This window comes from Laedolimicola ammoniilytica (assembly GCF_025567165.1).
Classification (GTDB): Bacteria; Bacillota; Clostridia; order Lachnospirales; family Lachnospiraceae; genus Laedolimicola; species Laedolimicola ammoniilytica.
Genome location: NZ_JAOQKC010000014.1, coordinates 48,937 through 66,350 on the forward strand (window position 1 = coordinate 48,937; position 17,414 = coordinate 66,350).

General features: G+C 52.3%; 19 protein-coding genes and 1 other RNA gene. 14 read left to right on the forward strand and 6 right to left on the reverse strand.

The genetic code is table 11. From position 1 onward, the window contains the following. Positions 1 to 43 precede the first annotated feature (43 nt). Positions 44 to 220 (forward strand): hypothetical protein, encoded by a 177-nt coding sequence (locus OCV63_RS11170; protein WP_262670822.1) that lies wholly within the window; start codon positions 44 to 46, stop codon positions 218 to 220. A 128-nt stretch (positions 221 to 348) separates the two neighbouring features. Here the strand turns inward: OCV63_RS11170 and dagF are convergent, their stop codons facing one another. The 6 genes from dagF to OCV63_RS11200 form a co-directional block, all read right to left on the reverse strand. Then, the gene (dagF, locus tag OCV63_RS11175) at positions 349 to 1,083 is read right to left on the reverse strand and encodes a 2-dehydro-3-deoxy-phosphogluconate aldolase (protein ID WP_262670819.1); all 735 of its coding nucleotides are present in this window, start codon (positions 1,081 to 1,083) and stop codon (positions 349 to 351) included. Positions 1,084 to 1,085: 2 nt separating this feature from the next. After that, positions 1,086 to 2,192 (reverse strand): DgaE family pyridoxal phosphate-dependent ammonia lyase, encoded by a 1,107-nt coding sequence (locus OCV63_RS11180; protein WP_158363884.1) that lies wholly within the window; start codon positions 2,190 to 2,192, stop codon positions 1,086 to 1,088. Between the two features lie 151 nt (positions 2,193 to 2,343). Further along, entirely contained in the window at positions 2,344 to 3,195 is an 852-nt protein-coding gene (locus tag OCV63_RS11185) for a PTS system mannose/fructose/sorbose family transporter subunit IID (protein ID WP_158363886.1), read from the reverse strand. Positions 3,196 to 3,200: 5 nt separating this feature from the next. Beyond that, entirely contained in the window at positions 3,201 to 3,950 is a 750-nt protein-coding gene (locus OCV63_RS11190) for a PTS mannose/fructose/sorbose/N-acetylgalactosamine transporter subunit IIC (RefSeq protein ID WP_158363888.1), read from the reverse strand. Positions 3,951 to 3,988: 38 nt separating this feature from the next. Continuing rightward, entirely contained in the window at positions 3,989 to 4,477 is a 489-nt protein-coding gene (locus OCV63_RS11195) for a PTS sugar transporter subunit IIB (RefSeq protein WP_158363890.1), read from the reverse strand. A 2-nt stretch (positions 4,478 to 4,479) separates the two neighbouring features. Next, positions 4,480 to 4,896, reverse strand: a complete 417-nt coding sequence (locus tag OCV63_RS11200; RefSeq protein ID WP_262670820.1) for a PTS sugar transporter subunit IIA — start codon at positions 4,894 to 4,896, stop codon at positions 4,480 to 4,482. A 268-nt stretch (positions 4,897 to 5,164) separates the two neighbouring features. Between OCV63_RS11200 and OCV63_RS11205 the strand changes: the two genes are divergently transcribed. The 13 genes from OCV63_RS11205 (at position 5,165) to OCV63_RS11265 (ending at position 17,408) form a co-directional block, all read left to right on the forward strand. Next, a complete protein-coding gene (locus OCV63_RS11205; protein ID WP_158363892.1) occupies positions 5,165 to 6,007 on the forward strand; it encodes a MurR/RpiR family transcriptional regulator in 843 nt (280 codons plus the stop codon). A gap of 41 nt (positions 6,008 to 6,048) precedes the next feature. Further along, positions 6,049 to 6,825 (forward strand): TatD family hydrolase, encoded by a 777-nt coding sequence (locus OCV63_RS11210; protein WP_158363894.1) that lies wholly within the window; start codon positions 6,049 to 6,051, stop codon positions 6,823 to 6,825. Continuing rightward, a complete protein-coding gene (gene rsmA / locus OCV63_RS11215) occupies positions 6,822 to 7,709 on the forward strand; it encodes a 16S rRNA (adenine(1518)-N(6)/adenine(1519)-N(6))-dimethyltransferase RsmA (RefSeq protein WP_158363896.1) in 888 nt (295 codons plus the stop codon). Before OCV63_RS11210 ends, rsmA begins: the two co-directional genes overlap by 4 nt. A gap of 128 nt (positions 7,710 to 7,837) precedes the next feature. Next, positions 7,838 to 8,935 carry a DUF6128 domain-containing protein gene (locus OCV63_RS11220; RefSeq protein WP_158363897.1) on the forward strand — a complete coding sequence of 366 codons (1,098 nt, stop codon included), beginning with the start codon at positions 7,838 to 7,840 and terminating at the stop codon, positions 8,933 to 8,935. Between the two features lie 69 nt (positions 8,936 to 9,004). Next, complete coding sequence (tadA, locus tag OCV63_RS11225) at positions 9,005 to 9,481, forward strand: tRNA adenosine(34) deaminase TadA (protein WP_158363899.1); 477 nt, start codon at positions 9,005 to 9,007, stop codon at positions 9,479 to 9,481. 215 nt (positions 9,482 to 9,696) lie between these two features. Continuing rightward, an RNA gene (gene ffs, locus OCV63_RS11230) (signal recognition particle sRNA large type) lies at positions 9,697 to 9,961 on the forward strand. A gap of 175 nt (positions 9,962 to 10,136) precedes the next feature. Further along, positions 10,137 to 10,448, forward strand: coding sequence for a metal-sensing transcriptional repressor (locus tag OCV63_RS11235; protein WP_158363901.1), 312 nt, complete (start codon positions 10,137 to 10,139; stop codon positions 10,446 to 10,448). A gap of 85 nt (positions 10,449 to 10,533) precedes the next feature. Further along, positions 10,534 to 13,062, forward strand: a complete 2,529-nt coding sequence (locus OCV63_RS11240) for a heavy metal translocating P-type ATPase (RefSeq protein ID WP_158363903.1) — start codon at positions 10,534 to 10,536, stop codon at positions 13,060 to 13,062. A 189-nt stretch (positions 13,063 to 13,251) separates the two neighbouring features. Then, positions 13,252 to 13,515, forward strand: coding sequence for a TIGR03905 family TSCPD domain-containing protein (locus tag OCV63_RS11245; protein WP_158363905.1), 264 nt, complete (start codon positions 13,252 to 13,254; stop codon positions 13,513 to 13,515). A gap of 165 nt (positions 13,516 to 13,680) precedes the next feature. Continuing rightward, entirely contained in the window at positions 13,681 to 14,283 is a 603-nt protein-coding gene (locus OCV63_RS11250) for a GNAT family N-acetyltransferase (RefSeq protein WP_158363907.1), read from the forward strand. Positions 14,284 to 14,297: 14 nt separating this feature from the next. Continuing rightward, positions 14,298 to 14,789, forward strand: coding sequence for an N-acetyltransferase (locus tag OCV63_RS11255; RefSeq protein ID WP_158363909.1), 492 nt, complete (start codon positions 14,298 to 14,300; stop codon positions 14,787 to 14,789). A 6-nt stretch (positions 14,790 to 14,795) separates the two neighbouring features. Beyond that, complete coding sequence (locus OCV63_RS11260) at positions 14,796 to 16,553, forward strand: B12-binding domain-containing radical SAM protein (RefSeq protein ID WP_158363911.1); 1,758 nt, start codon at positions 14,796 to 14,798, stop codon at positions 16,551 to 16,553. A gap of 141 nt (positions 16,554 to 16,694) precedes the next feature. Beyond that, positions 16,695 to 17,408 carry a 3'-5' exonuclease gene (locus OCV63_RS11265; RefSeq protein WP_158363913.1) on the forward strand — a complete coding sequence of 238 codons (714 nt, stop codon included), beginning with the start codon at positions 16,695 to 16,697 and terminating at the stop codon, positions 17,406 to 17,408. Positions 17,409 to 17,414: the final 6 nt, after the last annotated feature.

Genomic DNA, 17,414 nt, shown 5'->3' on the forward strand with positions numbered 1-17,414 from the left:
CATAAATCCGCTATACTGAAGGTGCAGAAAGGCGGTGGAAAGAGTGGAAGAAATGCAAGACAAAGAATTAGTGGTACTCCTGATTGACCAGTACACGAATTTGCAGCGTATCAAAAAAGCAAACGGCGATACGGTAAATGAAGAACTGGATTATCAAATCAGAGCTACGGCTGCAAAGCTTACCTCTATCGGAATGAACCTGGAGGAACTGACTCTGTAGAGAGGCGTAGAACGGAGACACATGAAACATACAAAAGAGAAAAGAACAATGAAGATAAAAAACTGAGGATGCTGCAGATAACAGAAGTTATGCGGCATCCTCGAGTTTTTTTAAATCGGTATCCGAACTTATACCAGCTCTTTCACGATAGCCAGCAGCTTCTTCACATCCTCGATGCGGGTGTTGCCGGTAGCCTTGTCGATGATAGAGGAGTATACATGCGGAATCACCTTCTCTACGCCGGCGTTCAGGATGGTCTCCATGATCTCGCGGAAGTTATCCAGGTCGATACCGCCGGTCGGCTCCATGATGAAGTGGTTTCTTGCACAAGCCTCAGCTACAGCCTTCATCTCATCCTTGCACTTCAGTCCGCCCATGGGGAAGTACTTGATGGAGTTGCCGCCCATCTCCTTGATCATGGCGATAGCGGTGTCTACCGGAACGACAGCCGGCTCTGCGCACTCTCTGGACAGCGGGCCTGTGGAAATCTTTACATAGCCAACCTTGCCGCAGGGAGCACACATGGAGTTCAGATGAATCTCATCGGTTCCCAGGTTTGCTCTGGTCCAGCCAACTGCGCAGAACGCCTGGTTGAAGTGGTTCGCCTTAACCTCTTTCGCGATCTCCGCTACGGCTCTCCACTGTGCCGGATTTCCGCCGCCCAGACCTACGGAAAGATTGCCCTCCAGTACGTCCATGTATTTCTTCATGTCCTCTACGGCACTCGGTACATCCGGATAATTTGCGGACAGAACGCCTACAGCCACATACTTCTCAGCTGCCTCGTAGATCTCCTTTGCGTTCTCCAGGCTGCCGCCCAGCACGTTTAAGCATACTCTGCCATTATAATAATTTAATCCCATTTTTATGCCTCCATAATCTCTTTCAGTTTCGCAACAATCAGTTCCTTATCACCCTCCACCAGCGGTCTCGGGTCAAAATCAAGACTTCCCAGGCTCATGAACTCGGTACGGCAGCGGATGGTCGGGGTACCGGCCTTCAGCTTGCCCTCCAGCTCTGTGGCGGTCATGCCGGCCTTCTCCGGGTCAACGAATACACGCGCACGGAAAATCGCCCGTCCAGCCTCGTCCTGAATCTTCTGTGCCTTCAGGTTCGGGATCTGGTTGATCTCGTCCACCAGCCAGTCCACGATCTTGACATTTTTCTCCACCTCAGCCTGCTTGTCCTTGTTCTCATACTGCTCCAGGGCAGCCAGAAGTCCCATGATGGCCTCTTTTCCCACCTTCATAGCGCGACCTACGCCGTGGTACTGCTTTTTAATATAGGAAATGAGCTCTTTCTTACCGGTCACAAAGCCGGATGTGGTCGCCTCCAGAGCCTTGGCACCGCTGTAGCATACCAGGTCGGCGCCCATGGCGATGTACTTGCGGAAATCCTCCTCAGCCGCGGCGTCTACCATCAGCGGCAGGTTGTGGCGGTGCGCGATGTCGATCATGGTCGGCAGATCCAGCATGCCCTTCTGTACACAATGATGGCTCTTTACATAGAGCAGCGCCACCGTTTTCTCATTGATTAACTCTTCCACATCTTCTACGACTACTTCCGTCGCGCAGCCTGCCTCTACCGGTACGCCGCCGCCCAGACGCAGCATGGTTTCGATGGGCGCGTTGAAGTTGATGACATGGCCTTTCTGAAGGATAATCTCATTGGCCAGTCCGGTGGAATCCGGCAGACGATCCATGATCGTCTTCTTTCCCTTGGAAATCATTCCTGCTACAGAAAGGGCGATGGCCGCGGACGCGCATACGGTCGGGCAGCTGTCCTCTCCGCCCGTATACTGAGAAATAATCTCTCCGGCTTTGTCAAGTAAATCTTCTACTACTACATAGGACTGTCCGCCCGCTACGGCTGCCTTGGCCACCTTGTCGCTGATGGTGGATACACCCAGCACGGTTACACGGCCGCTGGCATTGATGACACGCGGAAGTCCGATTTCTTCATAAACAGTCATGTTGTCTCCTCATGATAGGTTTCTATCAATAATCATGATTAGAAAGGAAAATGCCGCTCAATCAGTCTTATGATCTTGCGGCACCTCCTTAAACTATATTGGAAAGGAATTGTATCTGTAAGTTATTGTACCGACAGATATCGGCCGCCGTTTAAAAGATTCCCAACAGGGAAGTGATAACGGAGATAACAACAACGGACAGAAGAATCTTAGTGTAATGCGGTCCCTTCTTGCACAGGTAAGCATAGATAATGAATACAGCTGCAAGAGGAAGCAGACCCGGAGCTACCATATCCAGGACATCCTGAACTACGACAGTGCTTCCACCGGAGAAGCTGAAGCTCAGCGGTGTGGACAGAGTAACGTAGCTTGCGGACAGTGCACCCATCATGGTCAGACCGATAACATTTGCGGTAAAGATGATATTCTTCATACGTCCGCCGTGAAGCAGAGATACGATGGATTTCTTACCAAGTGTGTATCCCTGATGAATCAGGTAGTAAGAAATAAGAATCGTGATCAGCGGGTACAGAATCAGCGGCATAATTCCACCGAACGCAGAACCGTTGGATGCGAACGGAAGGAAGATGGAGAAGATAATCGGCATAACCGCTGCCCAGATAATAGCGTCACCCATACCTGCAACAGGTCCCATCAGACCTGTCTTAATACCGGTGATAGCGTCATCTGTGATATTCTCACCGTTGGCCTTCTGCTCCTCCATGGAGATTACGATACCCTGGATAATAGCACCGAGGATACCCTCTGTGTTGAAGAATACCAGATGTCTCTTCAGAGCAGCACTCAGCTCTTCGTCAGTGTCATACAGTTTCTTCAGAACCGGGGTCATGGATGCACAGAAGACAAGGCTCTGAAGACGCTCGTAGGAGTTGGAGAGCTCTGCACCGGCATAGTAGATCCACATGGACTTGGTAATATCTTTTTTCGTCAGTTTCTTAGCGGGAACTGCGGGAGTTTCCTGAGTCATCTTTGTCTCTTCCATGGTAATTAAGCCTCCTCCTCTTTCATTTTGAACAGACCCATCAGCAGAGCTGCGCAGGTTGCGAAGATAGCAACTGCCATGGTTCCAAGGTTAAGATACATAACGGCGAAGAAACCGATAAGGAAGAACGGAATCAGATTCTTCTTTCCGATAACAGTCAGTGTGATAGCGAAACCAAGTGCCGGCAGGATACCGCCCATGATTTCGAAAGAGTGAGACAGCCAAGTCGGCAGAATCTCGATAAGCTTCTGAGCTACGGATACTCCGAAGTAATCAATGATGAATACGATCGGGAAACGGATGATGAAGCCTGCGATGGACGGATACAGGAATGCTGCACGCATAATTCCTTTTGTATCAGCCTTCTCTGCGTAGCTGTCAGCCATATGTACCCAGAAAGCGTTGGTGGTTCTTCTCAGCTGGTCAACGAATACGCCAAGAACGCCGAACGGGATAGCCAGAGCAATTGCAGTCTCAGTATTCATTCCGGCAGCCACGCCAAGCGGGATGGCGATACAGCCAGCCAGAGCCGGGGCGCTCGGTACATTTCCGCCCGGGGTAGAAGTAACGCCCAGGTATACAAGCTGAAGACCGGCGCCGATCATCATGGACTGTGCCATTTCTCCGGTGATTAATCCAACAAATACAGCGATGGTAACGGGCTGCAGCAAAGCGGAGGACAGGGTATAGCCCAGACGCAGACGGCAGAACCAGTAGTAACAGCCCATAAAAATTGCTATTCCTAAAACACTCATAATTACACTCCTTCGTATGTGATTGAAACGTTAAAAAGTTATTTGTAACGCTTTAAGATATCGTCAAGCTTCATCGGAGTATCCTCCGGAATGGTCTGGAAGATAATGTCAGCTCCCTTGCCCTTCAGGTACTCCAGGGTTTCCACATCCGGATCGTCCAGTGTGATATTCTGGAACACAACCTTGCGGTTCGGTGCGCCGCCCAGGCCGCCGACCTGAATCTGCGGAACGGTAACGCCGCCGTCATAGACCTGTTTCATGGATTTGAGATCCGGAAGCAGCAGCAGAACCTTTCCGGCGCCGAACTGATCTTCGTTCCAATGCTTGATGGTATCCTCAATACCGTAGCACTCTACCTTAACTCCTGCAGGAGCGGAAAGCAGATAAATCTGAAGCATGAATTCATCAGCTGCCAGTTCGTCGCTTACGACAACGATTTTGTTGGCGGAGGACTGATTAACCCATTTTGTCATAACCTGTCCGTGAATCAGACGGCTGTCTATTCTGCATAATACAATGTCTGCCATAATTATCTCTCCTTTTTCAGTGATTGTTCTACTTCTTCAATAACATCTTTTACGGCATCTTTTCCAGACTGCAGTACTGCGTCACAGTTTACTGTGCCGGTAAAAGTGATTTGTGAGCACGCTTCCAGAAGCATGGGGGCATTCAGACCGGAATATACTTTGATATGAAAATCGCGGCCCAGCTTAGCGCCCACATTGGTGGTCGTTCCGCCGAATACATCGGTGAGAATGATGGAGCCTTCCGGCAGTTTTTCCACTTCTGCTTTGACTTTTCCCAGGTACTCGGGAAGTGTCATTTCGGGAAGCAGGGGAACTTCGCTTACGAAGTCTACAGCGCCGAGAATCATCCGGACGCCCTTTACCAGTGACATGCCCCAACCACCATGCGTCAGCAGTAAAATCTGAGGTTTGTTATCCACTTTCGTAACTCCTTTACTTAATATTACAAGTGTGAAATGGCCATTTCCGTGTTGCAGTTGAATTGTAGCACACTACAAAACAAAATTCAATATGGTAGCAAAACTTTGTATAAATTGACGAACAATGTAGTTTGCTACAAAAAATTGAAAAATGGATCCAGAAGGAAATATAAAAGGGGAATACAGGAATACTTTGAAAAAACGCGGCGTTTATGATATGCTAAAAAGAAAATGTGTTTTTTTTGAAAAATGAAGGAGCAGAGAAAGGATGAAAGAGCGGAAAAACGGGCTTTTTTCCGTCATGACGCGGATTGAGGGAATGTCGAACCAGTTTACAAAAACAGACTGGAAAATCGTTCAATATATGAAGGAAAACATGCAGGAATTTGTCTCCTGCAGCGCTCAGGATCTGGCGACCCAGATCGGAGTGTCTGACGCCAGTGTTATACGATTTGCACAAAAAGTGGGATTTTCGGGATTGAATGAATTTCGCTACATTTTGCAAAGCGAGCTGGAGCGGGAGAACACAATTATCAATCAGAATTCCTATACATCCCTGATGCATGATTACAATACCCTGACGGAGACGCTTTTTAAATTTACGAAGCCAGAGTATGTGGACTTGCTGCGGAAAAAAATGCTGAAGGCCAGACGGATTTTTATCGCCGGAATGGATCTGAATAAAAATATTGCCGAGATGGCGGGACATAAATTTATGCTTCTTGGGCTGGATGTGAGGGTGATTACCACCTATGATACGCTGAAGCTGTTCGCGAATCTGGCGACGAAGGACGATCTGTTTATCGTTATTACCCTGTCGGGCGCTCACCAGATGCTGGCGGACGCGCTGGGACGAATCGTGCAGAACGAAAGTTATATTGTAGTGATTTCCAATTACGAGAGATCTTTGTGTTCGGCTTACGCGGATCTGACCTTCCTGATTCCGAAGACGAATCTGTTGGAAAACCACGATACGATTACACGGGAAATATATATCCTGATGCTGTTTGATATTATTTTCCTGAATCTGCTGGAGGGGGATGAGAAGTCCCATGAGGCCTTTCAGAAGATTGCGCCGTTTTCCAGCTGGAATCAGAAGGACAATGATTAAGAGATACAAGGATTAAAATAAAGAAAGAAAAGAGATATAACATGATATTTGAGAGTCATGCTCATTATGACGATGAGGCCTTTGACGCGGACCGGGAAGCGATTCTGGAGCAGTGTCAGAGGGATGGAATAGAATATATTGTAAATGTGAGCGCGAGCCTGAAGACGGTGAAGAGTACCCTGGCGTTGGCGGAGCGGTATCCGTTCATATATGCGGCGGTGGGCGTTCATCCGGATGAGGTGGGCGAGCTGAATGAGGAGAATTTCGCCTGGATGGAGGAGCAGTGCCGGAATCCAAAGACTGTGGCGGTGGGCGAGATTGGCCTGGATTATTACTGGGATAAGGAAAATCATGATCTGCAGAAGAAGTGGTTCCGGGCACAGATGGAGCTGGCGAAACGGACAGGCCTTCCGATGATTGTACACAGCCGGGAGGCGGCTGCGGATACACTGGAGGAGATTAGGGCTGCGCAGGACGAGCGGCTGCGCGGTGTGATTCACTGCTTTTCCTATTCGCCGGAGATGGCCGATGAGTATCTGAAGATGGGATATTATATCGGCGTCGGCGGCGTGGTCACCTTTAAGAACGCGAAGAAGCTCAAAGAGGTGGTAAAAATGCTGCCTCTGGATCGGATCCTGCTGGAGACGGACTGCCCGTACCTGGCGCCGGAGCCCAACCGGGGCAGGCGGAATTCGTCGCTGAACCTGCCCTATGTGGCAGCGGCCATCGGGGAGCTGAAGGGCGCGGATGCGGATGAGGTGATCCGGGTGACGAATGAAAATGCGAAAAAAATGTACTTTGGAGGCAGAACGATATGAACAGACCCGTTCCCACCCTGGGAAACCCGAAAAATACAATTGAAATATTGAATAAATACAAATTTATCTTCCAGAAAAAGTTCGGTCAGAACTTCCTGATAGACGAGCACGTGCTGGGCAAAATTATCCGCTCCGCAGAAATCACCGAGGACGATTTCGTCGTGGAGATCGGCCCGGGTATCGGTACCCTGACCCAGTATCTGGCGGCCTCTGCCCGGGAGGTGGCGGCCATTGAGATCGACGACGCGCTGATTCCGATTCTGGAGGATACCTTAAGCGCCTATGATAACGTGACGGTCATCCACGAGGATGTGCTGAAAGTGGACTTATGTAAACTTGCGGAAGAAAAGAACGGTGGAAAGCCGATAAAAGTAGTGGCCAATCTGCCTTATTATATTACCACGCCGATTATCATGGGGCTGTTTGAAAACCATGTTCCGGTGGAGAGCATTACGATTATGGTGCAGAAGGAAGTGGCAGACCGGATGAAGACGGGACCCGGCTCCAAAGACTACGGCGCACTGTCCCTGGCCGTACAGTATTACGCAAAGCCGGAGCTGGTGGCCAATGTGCCACCCAACTGTTTCATGCCGCGTCCCCGGGTGGGCTCTGCGGTTATCCGCCTGACCCGCCATGCGGAGGTTCCGGTACAGGCGGAGGACGAGAAGCTGATGTTCCAGATGATCCGCGCCTCCTTCAATCAGCGCAGAAAGACCCTGGTCAATGGCCTCGGCAACGCGCCGGAGCTGCATATTCCGAAGGAAATGACCACAGAGGTATTGGACGAGATGGGCTTAAGCGCCAGCGTGCGCGGCGAGGCGCTGACATTGGAGCAGTTCGCGGAGCTGTCCAACCGCATTCTGGAAAAGAGAAAGAACGCATAGAAGAAAAATGATAAAGATAGAAGCATAGAACCGCTGATTTTCAGGCATGAATTTCTCTGGACAGGCATAGAATATTCTAGCAAACGGTAGAAAAGACTATTTTTCACAAGGAAAAAGGGAGGGATTCTATGTCTGACTATAAGCGGTTTGTCTCCTATATCTACGGATATAAGCAGGGCGAAAAGGGCGAGAGTACAGGCTTTGTGAAGGTAAATGCCAGAGGTGGAGAGTGTCGGATCTGGGTGCATGTGCGGGGGTTCTATACCCATCATCAGGAGCCCTACCGGGTCTATGCCTTCAAGCAGAGGAAGGAAGGACTGGAGGGCCAGTATCTGGGCGAGCTGGAAAGCCGCAACGGGGCTCTGGAATGGGACGGCGTGACGAAGACGGACAGCCTGATGGGCGGTTTCAGCCTGGAGGAGAGCCGTGGCATCTACATAGAAGGCGGCAACCGGATCTATGCCGCAGAGTGGGATGATTATCCGGTGGATGTGGAGCGGTTTGTGGCGGCGGGAGAGAAAAAGAAGATTGCGCCGCCTGTAAGGAAGGAAAAGATTACAGGAGCTTTGGAAAATAAAGCGGAACGGGTGATCCCCTGGCAGCAGGCGAAGCCGGATATCAAAATCGTAGTTCAGAACAGGGACAATACGCCTGCCACTCCGCTGGCGGTTGATCTCCAGACCGAGCTCGATCGCCGCGCGACGGCCCTCTATGCGGCGGATCTTCCGGCGGACGCACCGGAGCCGGGGAAGGAATCAGAAAATCCGGACACTGCTTCCAAATTAAAAATAGCAGAGACATCGTCCGAGAAAACGGAAAATCCAGAAAGCTGTAAAAGCCCGGAAAAGCAGCCTCCGGCAGACCCCAAGAAAGAACAATGGGAATATCTGGTAAAACATTTCCCGGTCATGCGCTATCAGGATCGGAACGGCGGCGTAATATTCAGCATCCGCCTGGGCAGCCGGGACTTAAACCGCGTCCCAAGAGACAAGTGGGAGCTTGGAAATAACAGCTTTCTGCTCCACGGCTTCTATCAGTATAAGCATTTGCTGCTGCTGCGCCGTGAGACTGAGGACTACATCGGATACTATCTGGGGGTACCCGGCGTCTACAATGAGCGGGAACAGATGCTGGCGTCCATGTTTGGCTTCGAGGAGTTCCGGCTGATGAAGGGCCAGGAGACAAGAGACGGCAGCTTCGGCTACTGGTGCCGGACCCTGCGGTAATGGAATAGCCAGTAGACTCACAGAGGCGGATGAGAGAAAATCAGATTTAACATAAGGAGAGAAACCTGCATGACAGCAGACGAAAAATACATGAAAGAGGCCCTGCGGCAGGCAAAAAAGGCTGAGGCACTTCTGGAAGTGCCCATCGGCTGTGTCATTGTCCAGAATGACAAAATCATTGCCAGAGGCTATAATCGAAGAAATACAGACAAAAATACTTTGTCCCACGCGGAGCTGAACGCCATCCGCAAGGCCAGCAAAAAGACCGGCGACTGGCGGCTGGAGGACTGCACCATGTACATCACCCTGGAACCCTGCCAGATGTGCGCCGGGGCCATCGTCCAGGCCCGGATGGGCCGGGTGGTTATCGGGGCCATGAATCCGAAGGCGGGCTGCGCCGGTTCCATCCTGAACCTCCTGGAAATGTCCGAATTCAACCATCAGGTAAATGTGGAGCGGGGCGTACTGGAGGAAGAATGCAGCGCCATGCTCAGCGAATTTTTTAAAAAACTCCGTAAACAGAAGAAGCAGGTGAAGAAGGTATAGCGGTTCACACGTCACTGTCCCGCAAAGAGTTTTGGCATGTATATACCAGAAGCCCGAGTTATGAAAACGCAAAATGATGCTTTTAGTATAAATTCTGTGCATCGCGGCGGTTTTTTGTTCCTGTGAACAGGAACAAAAGCGTTGACAAAGCCGGGAATTAAAGCTATACTGAGAAAGATCGTCTGATCGGCGATCCCAAATATGTCATAAAGCTTCCGCGCAGCCGGGGAATTAGCGGTTCCCTGTACCTGCAATCCGCTACAGCAGGGGTGATGTTCTGCCTCGGACTTTATGGAGCAGTATGCAGCCCTTTGCAAGCAGCATAGACGCCTGGGTCTTGCGCAACAGGAATCTGTGAACCGAGTCAGGTCAGGAATGGAGCAGCTCTAAGCAGAACCTCCTGTGTGCCGCGAGGTCGCCTGGGCCGAGCCGGCTACAGAGGTAACGGTACTGTTTCAGGGTTCAAAGCAGAACGCGCGGATTTAAAAATAAGAAGCAGACAAAGCAATCGTATGAAAGCATACGGTTGTTTTTTTGTGCGGAAAAATACTTATTGATAAAATTAATACCGGAGAACTGTGAAATTGGGTCTTGAAAAATACCCCAAGGGGGTATATAATGAACGGGAAACAGGGAAAGAGTAAGAGGTAATTGAATGGAAGAAAAGAAAGAATGCTGCTGTTGCAGCCATAAAACCAAAGAGCGTACCGAAAAAGAATACAGGGATCTCCTGAACCGCTTGAGCCGTATCGAGGGCCAGGTCCGGGGCATCCGCAAAATGGTGGAGACCGACTGCTACTGTACCGACATCCTGGTGCAGGTATCCGCCGTCAACGCGGCCCTGAACAGCTTCAATAAAGTGCTGCTGGCCAACCATATCCGCACCTGCGTAGCCGAGGATATCCGGGAAGGCAAGGACGAGACCATAGACGAGCTGGTAACTGTATTACAGAAGCTGATGCGGTAAGGAACAGACAAGATGGAAAAAAGTCTGTCCACCCATTTTCCGGAAAAGGCAGGAAAACGGCGGCAGAAAAGAGGAGGCATAGATTATGAAACAATACAACGTAACGGGTATGAGCTGTGCAGCCTGCAGCGCCCGCGTGGAAAAAGCGGTGAATAAAGTACCGGGCGTCACAGCCTGCTCGGTCAGCCTTTTGACCAACTCCATGGGAGTAGAAGGTACTGCGGAGCCGTCCGTCATTATCGCGGCGGTGGAGGCAGCCGGATACGGCGCTTCGGAAAAAGGTGCGGAGAACAGCAGCGCGAAAGTGTCCGCCGCAGCTGACGATGATTTCCTGAAGGACACCGAGACCCCGAAGATTCGAAGAAGACTGCTCGCGTCGCTGATCTTCCTGGCGCCGCTGATGTACCTGTCTATGGGCCATATGATGTGGGGCTGGCCGGTACCCGGCTTTATGGAGGGCAATCACGTGGCCATGGGACTGGCCCAGCTTCTTCTGACCGTCATCGTCATGGTGATTAATCAGAAGTTCTTTATCAGCGGCTTCAAGGGCCTGCTTCACGGCGCGCCCAATATGGACACTCTGGTAGCATTGGGCTCCGGCGCGTCCTTCGGCTACAGCACCTATGCGCTGTTCGCCATGACCGTAGCCCAGGTCCATATGGATATGGACGCTGTCATGGCCTACATGCATGAGTTCTATTTCGAGTCCGCGGCCATGATTCTGACCCTGATTACCGTGGGAAAGATGCTGGAGGCCCATTCCAAGGGCAAGACCACAGACGCCCTGAAGGGTCTGATGAAGCTGGCCCCGAAGACGGCGGTGCTGGTGCGGGACGGCGCGGAAGTGGAAGTACCCATCGGCCAGGTACGAAAAGGCGATGTCTTTGTGGTAAGACCCGGTGAAAATATACCTGTGGACGGTATTGTCCTGGAGGGCAGCAGCGCAGTGAACGAATCCGCCCTGACCGGCGAGAGCATTCCGGTGGATAAAAATGTGGGCGACGCCGTATCCGCGGCGACCCTGAATCAGTCTGGCTTCATCCGCTGCGAGGCCACCCGTGTGGGCGAAGACACCACCCTATCCCAGATCATCCAGATGGTCAGTGACGCGGCAGCCACAAAAGCGCCCATCGCGAAGATTGCGGACCGGGTATCCGGCGTCTTCGTACCGGCAGTTATCAGCATCGCGGCCATGACCATCATCATCTGGCTGCTGGCAGGCGAGAGCATAGGCTTTGCGCTGGCACGCGGAATCTCCGTGCTGGTTATCAGCTGCCCCTGCGCCCTGGGATTGGCGACACCCGTAGCCATCATGGTAGGAAATGGTATGGGCGCGAAAAACGGCATCATGTTTAAGACCGCCGCTTCTCTGGAAGCTACCGGCAAGACCCAGATCGTAGCATTAGATAAGACCGGAACCATCACCAGCGGCGAACCTAAGATTACGGACATTCTCCCGACGGAGGGTGTCCAGGAGGCAGAGCTTCTGAAGCTGGCCTATACATTGGAGAAAAAGAGCGAGCACCCGCTGGCCCGGGCCATCCTGGAGACCGGCAGGGAGCGCGGCGCAGACGATACTCTGGAGGTGGCAGATTTCCAGGCAGTACCGGGCGGCGGCCTGACCGGAAAACTGGACGGCACAGTTCTGACCGGCGGCAACCTGAAATATATCAGCGAGACCGCAGAGGTCTCCGACGCAGTTCGCAAGCAGTCAGAAAGATTGGCTGAGGACGGTAAGACCCCGCTGTTCTTCGCAAAAGACGGCAAGCTCATCGGCATCATTGCGGTAGCCGATGTCATCAAAGAGGACAGCCCCCAGGCAGTCCGTGAGCTGCAGGGCATGGGCATCCATGTAGTGATGCTGACCGGAGACAATGAGCGCACCGCCAAAGCCATTGGCCGTCAGGCCGGTGTGGATGAGGTCATCGCCGGAGTCCTGCCCGAGGGCAAGGAGAGCGTCATCCGGAATCTGAAGAAGAAGGGCAAAGTAGCCATGGTCGGCGACGGCATCAACGATGCCCCGGCCCTAACCCGCGCCGATATGGGCATCGCCATCGGAGCCGGTACGGATATCGCCATCGACGCCGCGGACGTAGTGTTGATGAAGAGCCGATTAAGCGACGTGCCCGCGGCCATCAGGCTCAGCCGCGCCACCTTACGGAACATCCACGAGAACCTGTTCTGGGCATTTTTCTACAATGTCATCGGAATTCCGCTGGCAGCAGGCGTGTGGATTCCGCTTTTCGGCTGGAAACTGAACCCCATGTTCGGCGCAGCGGCCATGAGCCTGTCCAGCTTCTGTGTAGTCACAAACGCCCTGCGTCTGAACCTGTTCAAGATGCATGACGCGAGTAAAGATAAAAAAATCAAGGCAAAGGCCGATCATAAGAAGGAGGAAACAACTATGACAAAGACCATGAAAATCGAAGGTATGATGTGCGGACACTGCGAGGCTGCCGTAAAGAAAGCCCTGGAGGCAGTTGCAGGCGTAGAAGCAGCCGAGGTAAGCCACGAGGCCGGAACCGCGGTAGTTACACTGACCGCAGAGGTAGCCGACGATGTCCTGAAGAACGCCGTTGAAGCGAAAGACTACAAGGTAACCGACATCCAGTAAAACGCCGATGTCGTCCCCAGACGAAAGGCAGGTGCCCGCAAACTTTTTTCACCACGGTGTCCGAGAAACGTCCGAACACCTCGAAAAAATTTTGCGGGCACCGTCCGTCTTAGACACATTGCCGTTTTCTCACTTACATGCTATAATGAGAATCTGTATCAAGTAAGACGATAAAAGGAGCTATGAAAAATGGAATACATCTATAAAACAAAAGGCACCTGTTCTTCCAAGATCCGCCTGGACATCAACGACGGCGTAGTCACCAACGTGGTCTTCACCGGCGGCTGCGACGGCAACCTGAAAGCCATCCCCCGCCTGGTGGACGGCATGACCGTGGAGCAGATCGAGGAGAAATGCAAAGGCATCCACTGCGGCTTCAAGTCCACATCCTGCGCCGACCAGCTGGCCTGCGCGGCCAGAGAGGCTTACGAAGCAGAGAAGAAGCAGAAATAAGAACAAAGACACATTCCGGGAAAAGCCGACACAAGAAGTGCGGCTTTTCCTTTTGTTTTTCCGGAAATTTTGCAAAGAAATTTGGTTTTGGGAATTGTAAAGTCATTTTATATGGAATATACTTTGGATAATACGGAAAAATCCAGAGAGAAAAGAGTGAACAGTATGGCAGAGACAGAGCTTCGGATCCGCCGGGCGACACTGGCAGACGCGGAAAGTATTTTGGATATCTACAGACCTTACGTGGAGGAAACCGTCATTACCTTTGAGTATCTGGTACCGAGCCTGGAGGAGTTTCGGGAGCGCATCGCCCATACCCTTGAGAAATATCCCTGCATCGTGGCGGAGCGGGACAGCGGGATCGTGGGTTACGCCTGCACCGGTGTGTTCAAGGACCGGGCGGCCTACGACTGGGGCGTGGAGACGACTATCTATGTGAAGAAGGACTGCAAGCGGGGCGGTATCGGTAGGAAATTGTATACAGCATTGGAAAAGGTATCGGCGGCCCAGCATATCCTGAACCTGAACGCCTGCATCGGCTATCCGGAGGTGGAGGACGAGTATCTGACCCGGGACAGCGCACATTTTCACGAGCATCTGGGCTACCGGCTGGTGGGAGAGTTCCACAAGTGCGGGTACAAGTTCGGCCGCTGGTACGATATGATCTGGATGGAGAAACTGATCGGCGATCACACGGTGGAGCCGAAGCCGGTGGTACCGTTTCCGGAGTTGGACGAGCTGACGCTGCATAAGTGCGGCATCGAATAGGAGATGAATTTACAATGATCAGACATGCGGAAATACAGGATTTAACGGCCATCGAGGCCGTATACGCCCACGCGCGGAAATTCATGGAGGAGACCGGCAACCCGAACCAGTGGGGCAAGAACCACCCGCCCAGGGCGACGCTGGAGAACGCGATCGCGGCTCGGAAGCTCTATGCGCTGGAGGAGGACGGACAGATTCACGGATCCTTCTACTTCGCTATCGAAGAGGAACCCAATTATCGGAAGATTGACGACGGATCCTGGCTGTCCGATGTGCCCTATGGCGTGATTCATATGGTGGCCAGCGACGGCACGCTTCATGGATTTTTACAGCAGATCGTGGCTTTTTGTGAGCAACAGACGAAGCATCTGCGCATTGACACGCACCATGACAACAAGGTCATGCAGCACGTGATCGCCAAGAACGGCTTCAGCCGCCGGGGCATCATTTATCTGGTAAATGAGGACGGTTCCGCCCGCATTGCCTATGAGAAGCTGGGAGAATAAGCGGCCATGAAGCTTTTACTGACGGCGATCAACGCCAAATACATCCATTCCAACCTGGCAGTCTACAGCCTCCGGGCTTCCGCCGGATCCATCCGGGATCAGGTGGAGCTGGCCGAGTTCACGATTAATCACCGGACCGGGGAAATCCTGCGGGATATCTACCGGAAAAAGCCGGACGTGTTGTTCTTTTCCTGTTATATCTGGAATATGGTATATGTGACGGAGCTGACCGCCGAGTGCAAAAAGGTGATGCCGGGAGTGCCCATCTGGCTTGGCGGGCCGGAGGTATCCTACGACGCGGAGCAGTATCTCCGGGAGCACCCGGAGGTGGACGGGATTCTCTGCGGCGAGGGAGAAGAGAGTTTTCGGAGACTGGGAGAATGTTATGTAAATCACAAGGCGGACGTGGAGCATCTGTCGCAGATACCGGGGCTGGTGTTTCGAAGAAATCTGACTCGTCAAAAGAAAAACGAAGAAACAGTTCCGAGTTTTACAGAGCATTCAAACAAGAGTTATGTAAACTACGAAGCGGGAGCGTGGGAGGTAGAGCAGATTCAGACGAATCCCCCGGCTCCGCTGGTGGACCTCTCCACCCTCCCCTTCCCCTACCAGGAGCTGACCGATTTTGAAAACCGTATCATCTACTACGAATCCAGCCGCGGCTGCCCCTTTTCCTGCAGCTACTGCCTTTCTTCCATAGATAAGAGCGTGCGTTTCCGGAGTCTCGAACTGGTGCTGCCGGAGCTGCAGTTCTTCCTGGATCGGAAGGTGCCCCAGGTGAAATTCGTGGATCGCACCTTCAACTGCCGCAAGAGCCACGCCATGGCCATCTGGCGATACCTGCTGGAGCATGACAACGGCGTGACGAATTTCCACTTTGAGATCGCGGCGGATTTGCTGGATGAGGACGAGCTTGCGCTTATCGCGCGGATGCGGCCGGGCCTGATTCAGTTGGAAATCGGCGTCCAGTCCACGAATCCACGGACTCTCGAAGCCATTTGCCGGAAGACAGACCTGGGCGGGCTGCGGGATGTGGTGGCGAAGGTACACGCAGGGAAAAATATCCATCAGCATCTGGATCTGATCGCGGGCCTGCCCTTCGAGGATTACGAGAGCTTCGGGCGGTCCTTTAACGACGTCTACGCCATGCGGCCTGACCAGCTTCAGTTGGGCTTCCTGAAGGTCCTGAAGGGTTCCCGGATGCACCGGGAGGCGGAACAATACGGCATCGTCCGCCGGGCGCTGCCGCCCTATGAGGTCTTATGTACGCCCTGGCTGGCCTTTTCTGACGTGCTGCGTCTGAAAATGGTGGAAGACATGGTGGAAAATTATTATAACAGCCACCAATTTGACGGGACTCTGGAAAAATTGATGCCGAAGTTCCCGTCGCCCTTCGCGTTCTTTGAGCGGTTGGCGGAGTTTTACGAGGAACGGCACGCGGAGCAGCGAAAGCATTCCCGGGTGCAGCGGTATGAGTTGCTGCTGGCCTTCGCGCAGAAATCATTTCCGGAGGAGGAGCAGTCCTTCCGGCAGCTTCTGACCATCGACTACTATCTGCGGGAGCGGGCCAAGGCGCGGCCTTCCTTTGCGCCGGATCAGACGGCTTATAAAGAATCAATCACAGAGATTCTGAGGCAGACCGGGAAGCAGAATCATGTGGAGGCAGTGTCCGCAGAAGACGGACAAGTCAAATATCTGATTTTTGACTATGAAAATCGGGATCCGCTGACTTACGCTGCGAGGGTGACAGAATATAAAGGATAAAAAATCAGACGAAAACAGCGCAAACAGAAAGCCTGAATGAATTTTAGTGCTAAGATACAGAAACAAGGCGCAATCAGCCCAGACAAGGACAGAGTATGCGCGTGGTAGTGAATGATACAACAGAACGGAGAACATTCAACTATGATAGAAAACTACATCGCCCTGGACCTGGAGACCACCGGCCTCCACCCCTCCGAGGACCGCATCCTGGAAATTGGCGCGGTAAAAGTAGTGAACGGAGAAATCACGGATCGCTATGAGACCCTGGTGAACCCGGGCATGGCCATCAGCCACCGGATTCAGGCGCTGACCGGCATCAATGATGCCATGGCGGCCACAGGCAAAGACACGAAAACCGCGGTGACGGAGCTGATCGATTTCTGCGGTGACCTGCCGCTTCTGGGCCACAACATCCTCTTCGATTACAGCTTTGTGAAGAAAAACGCGGTCAATTTAGGGCTCACCTTCGAAAAGGACGGCGTGGACACCCTGAAAATCGCCCGGGCGCTGCTGCCGGATCTGGAGCATAAAAACCTGCCCTATCTGTGCGGCTATTACCAGATTACCCAGGAACGGGCCCATCGGGCCTCCGATGACGCCTGCGCGGCCATGGAGCTCTACAGGCGGCTGGCGGCAGAATTCCCGGACAGTCCGGAAGAGCTTTTCGCGCCCAGACCCCTGATTTGCAAGGTAAAAAAACAGGGTCCGATTACACCTGCGCAAAAAGGATACTTGAATGATCTGATAAAATATCATAAAATAAACTTAAGTGTGCAGATTGACACACTGACCAAGAACGAAGCGTCAAGAATCATAGATAAGATTATTTCCGGGTATGGGAGGATTGTAAGATGAACTGGT

What these genes read in the sequence shown, in the direction of transcription:
- OCV63_RS11180 (WP_158363884.1), bottom strand. Translation starts at nt 2,192, where the DNA reads ATGACTGTTTATGAAGAAATCGGACTTCCGCGTGTCATCAATGCCAGC.
- OCV63_RS11250 (WP_158363907.1), top strand. Translation starts at nt 13,681, where the DNA reads ATGGCAGAGACAGAGCTTCGGATCCGCCGGGCGACACTGGCAGACGCG.
- OCV63_RS11205 (WP_158363892.1), top strand. Translation starts at nt 5,165, where the DNA reads ATGAAAGAGCGGAAAAACGGGCTTTTTTCCGTCATGACGCGGATTGAG.
- rsmA (WP_158363896.1), top strand. Translation starts at nt 6,822, where the DNA reads ATGAACAGACCCGTTCCCACCCTGGGAAACCCGAAAAATACAATTGAA.
- OCV63_RS11240 (WP_158363903.1), top strand. Translation starts at nt 10,534, where the DNA reads ATGAAACAATACAACGTAACGGGTATGAGCTGTGCAGCCTGCAGCGCC.
- OCV63_RS11185 (WP_158363886.1), bottom strand. Translation starts at nt 3,195, where the DNA reads ATGGAAGAGACAAAGATGACTCAGGAAACTCCCGCAGTTCCCGCTAAG.
- OCV63_RS11245 (WP_158363905.1), top strand. Translation starts at nt 13,252, where the DNA reads ATGGAATACATCTATAAAACAAAAGGCACCTGTTCTTCCAAGATCCGC.
- dagF (WP_262670819.1), bottom strand. Translation starts at nt 1,083, where the DNA reads ATGGGATTAAATTATTATAATGGCAGAGTATGCTTAAACGTGCTGGGC.
- OCV63_RS11265 (WP_158363913.1), top strand. Translation starts at nt 16,695, where the DNA reads ATGATAGAAAACTACATCGCCCTGGACCTGGAGACCACCGGCCTCCAC.
- OCV63_RS11210 (WP_158363894.1), top strand. Translation starts at nt 6,049, where the DNA reads ATGATATTTGAGAGTCATGCTCATTATGACGATGAGGCCTTTGACGCG.
- OCV63_RS11255 (WP_158363909.1), top strand. Translation starts at nt 14,298, where the DNA reads ATGATCAGACATGCGGAAATACAGGATTTAACGGCCATCGAGGCCGTA.
- tadA (WP_158363899.1), top strand. Translation starts at nt 9,005, where the DNA reads ATGACAGCAGACGAAAAATACATGAAAGAGGCCCTGCGGCAGGCAAAA.
- OCV63_RS11220 (WP_158363897.1), top strand. Translation starts at nt 7,838, where the DNA reads ATGTCTGACTATAAGCGGTTTGTCTCCTATATCTACGGATATAAGCAG.
- OCV63_RS11195 (WP_158363890.1), bottom strand. Translation starts at nt 4,477, where the DNA reads ATGGCAGACATTGTATTATGCAGAATAGACAGCCGTCTGATTCACGGA.
- OCV63_RS11260 (WP_158363911.1), top strand. Translation starts at nt 14,796, where the DNA reads ATGAAGCTTTTACTGACGGCGATCAACGCCAAATACATCCATTCCAAC.
- OCV63_RS11235 (WP_158363901.1), top strand. Translation starts at nt 10,137, where the DNA reads ATGGAAGAAAAGAAAGAATGCTGCTGTTGCAGCCATAAAACCAAAGAG.
- OCV63_RS11190 (WP_158363888.1), bottom strand. Translation starts at nt 3,950, where the DNA reads ATGAGTGTTTTAGGAATAGCAATTTTTATGGGCTGTTACTACTGGTTC.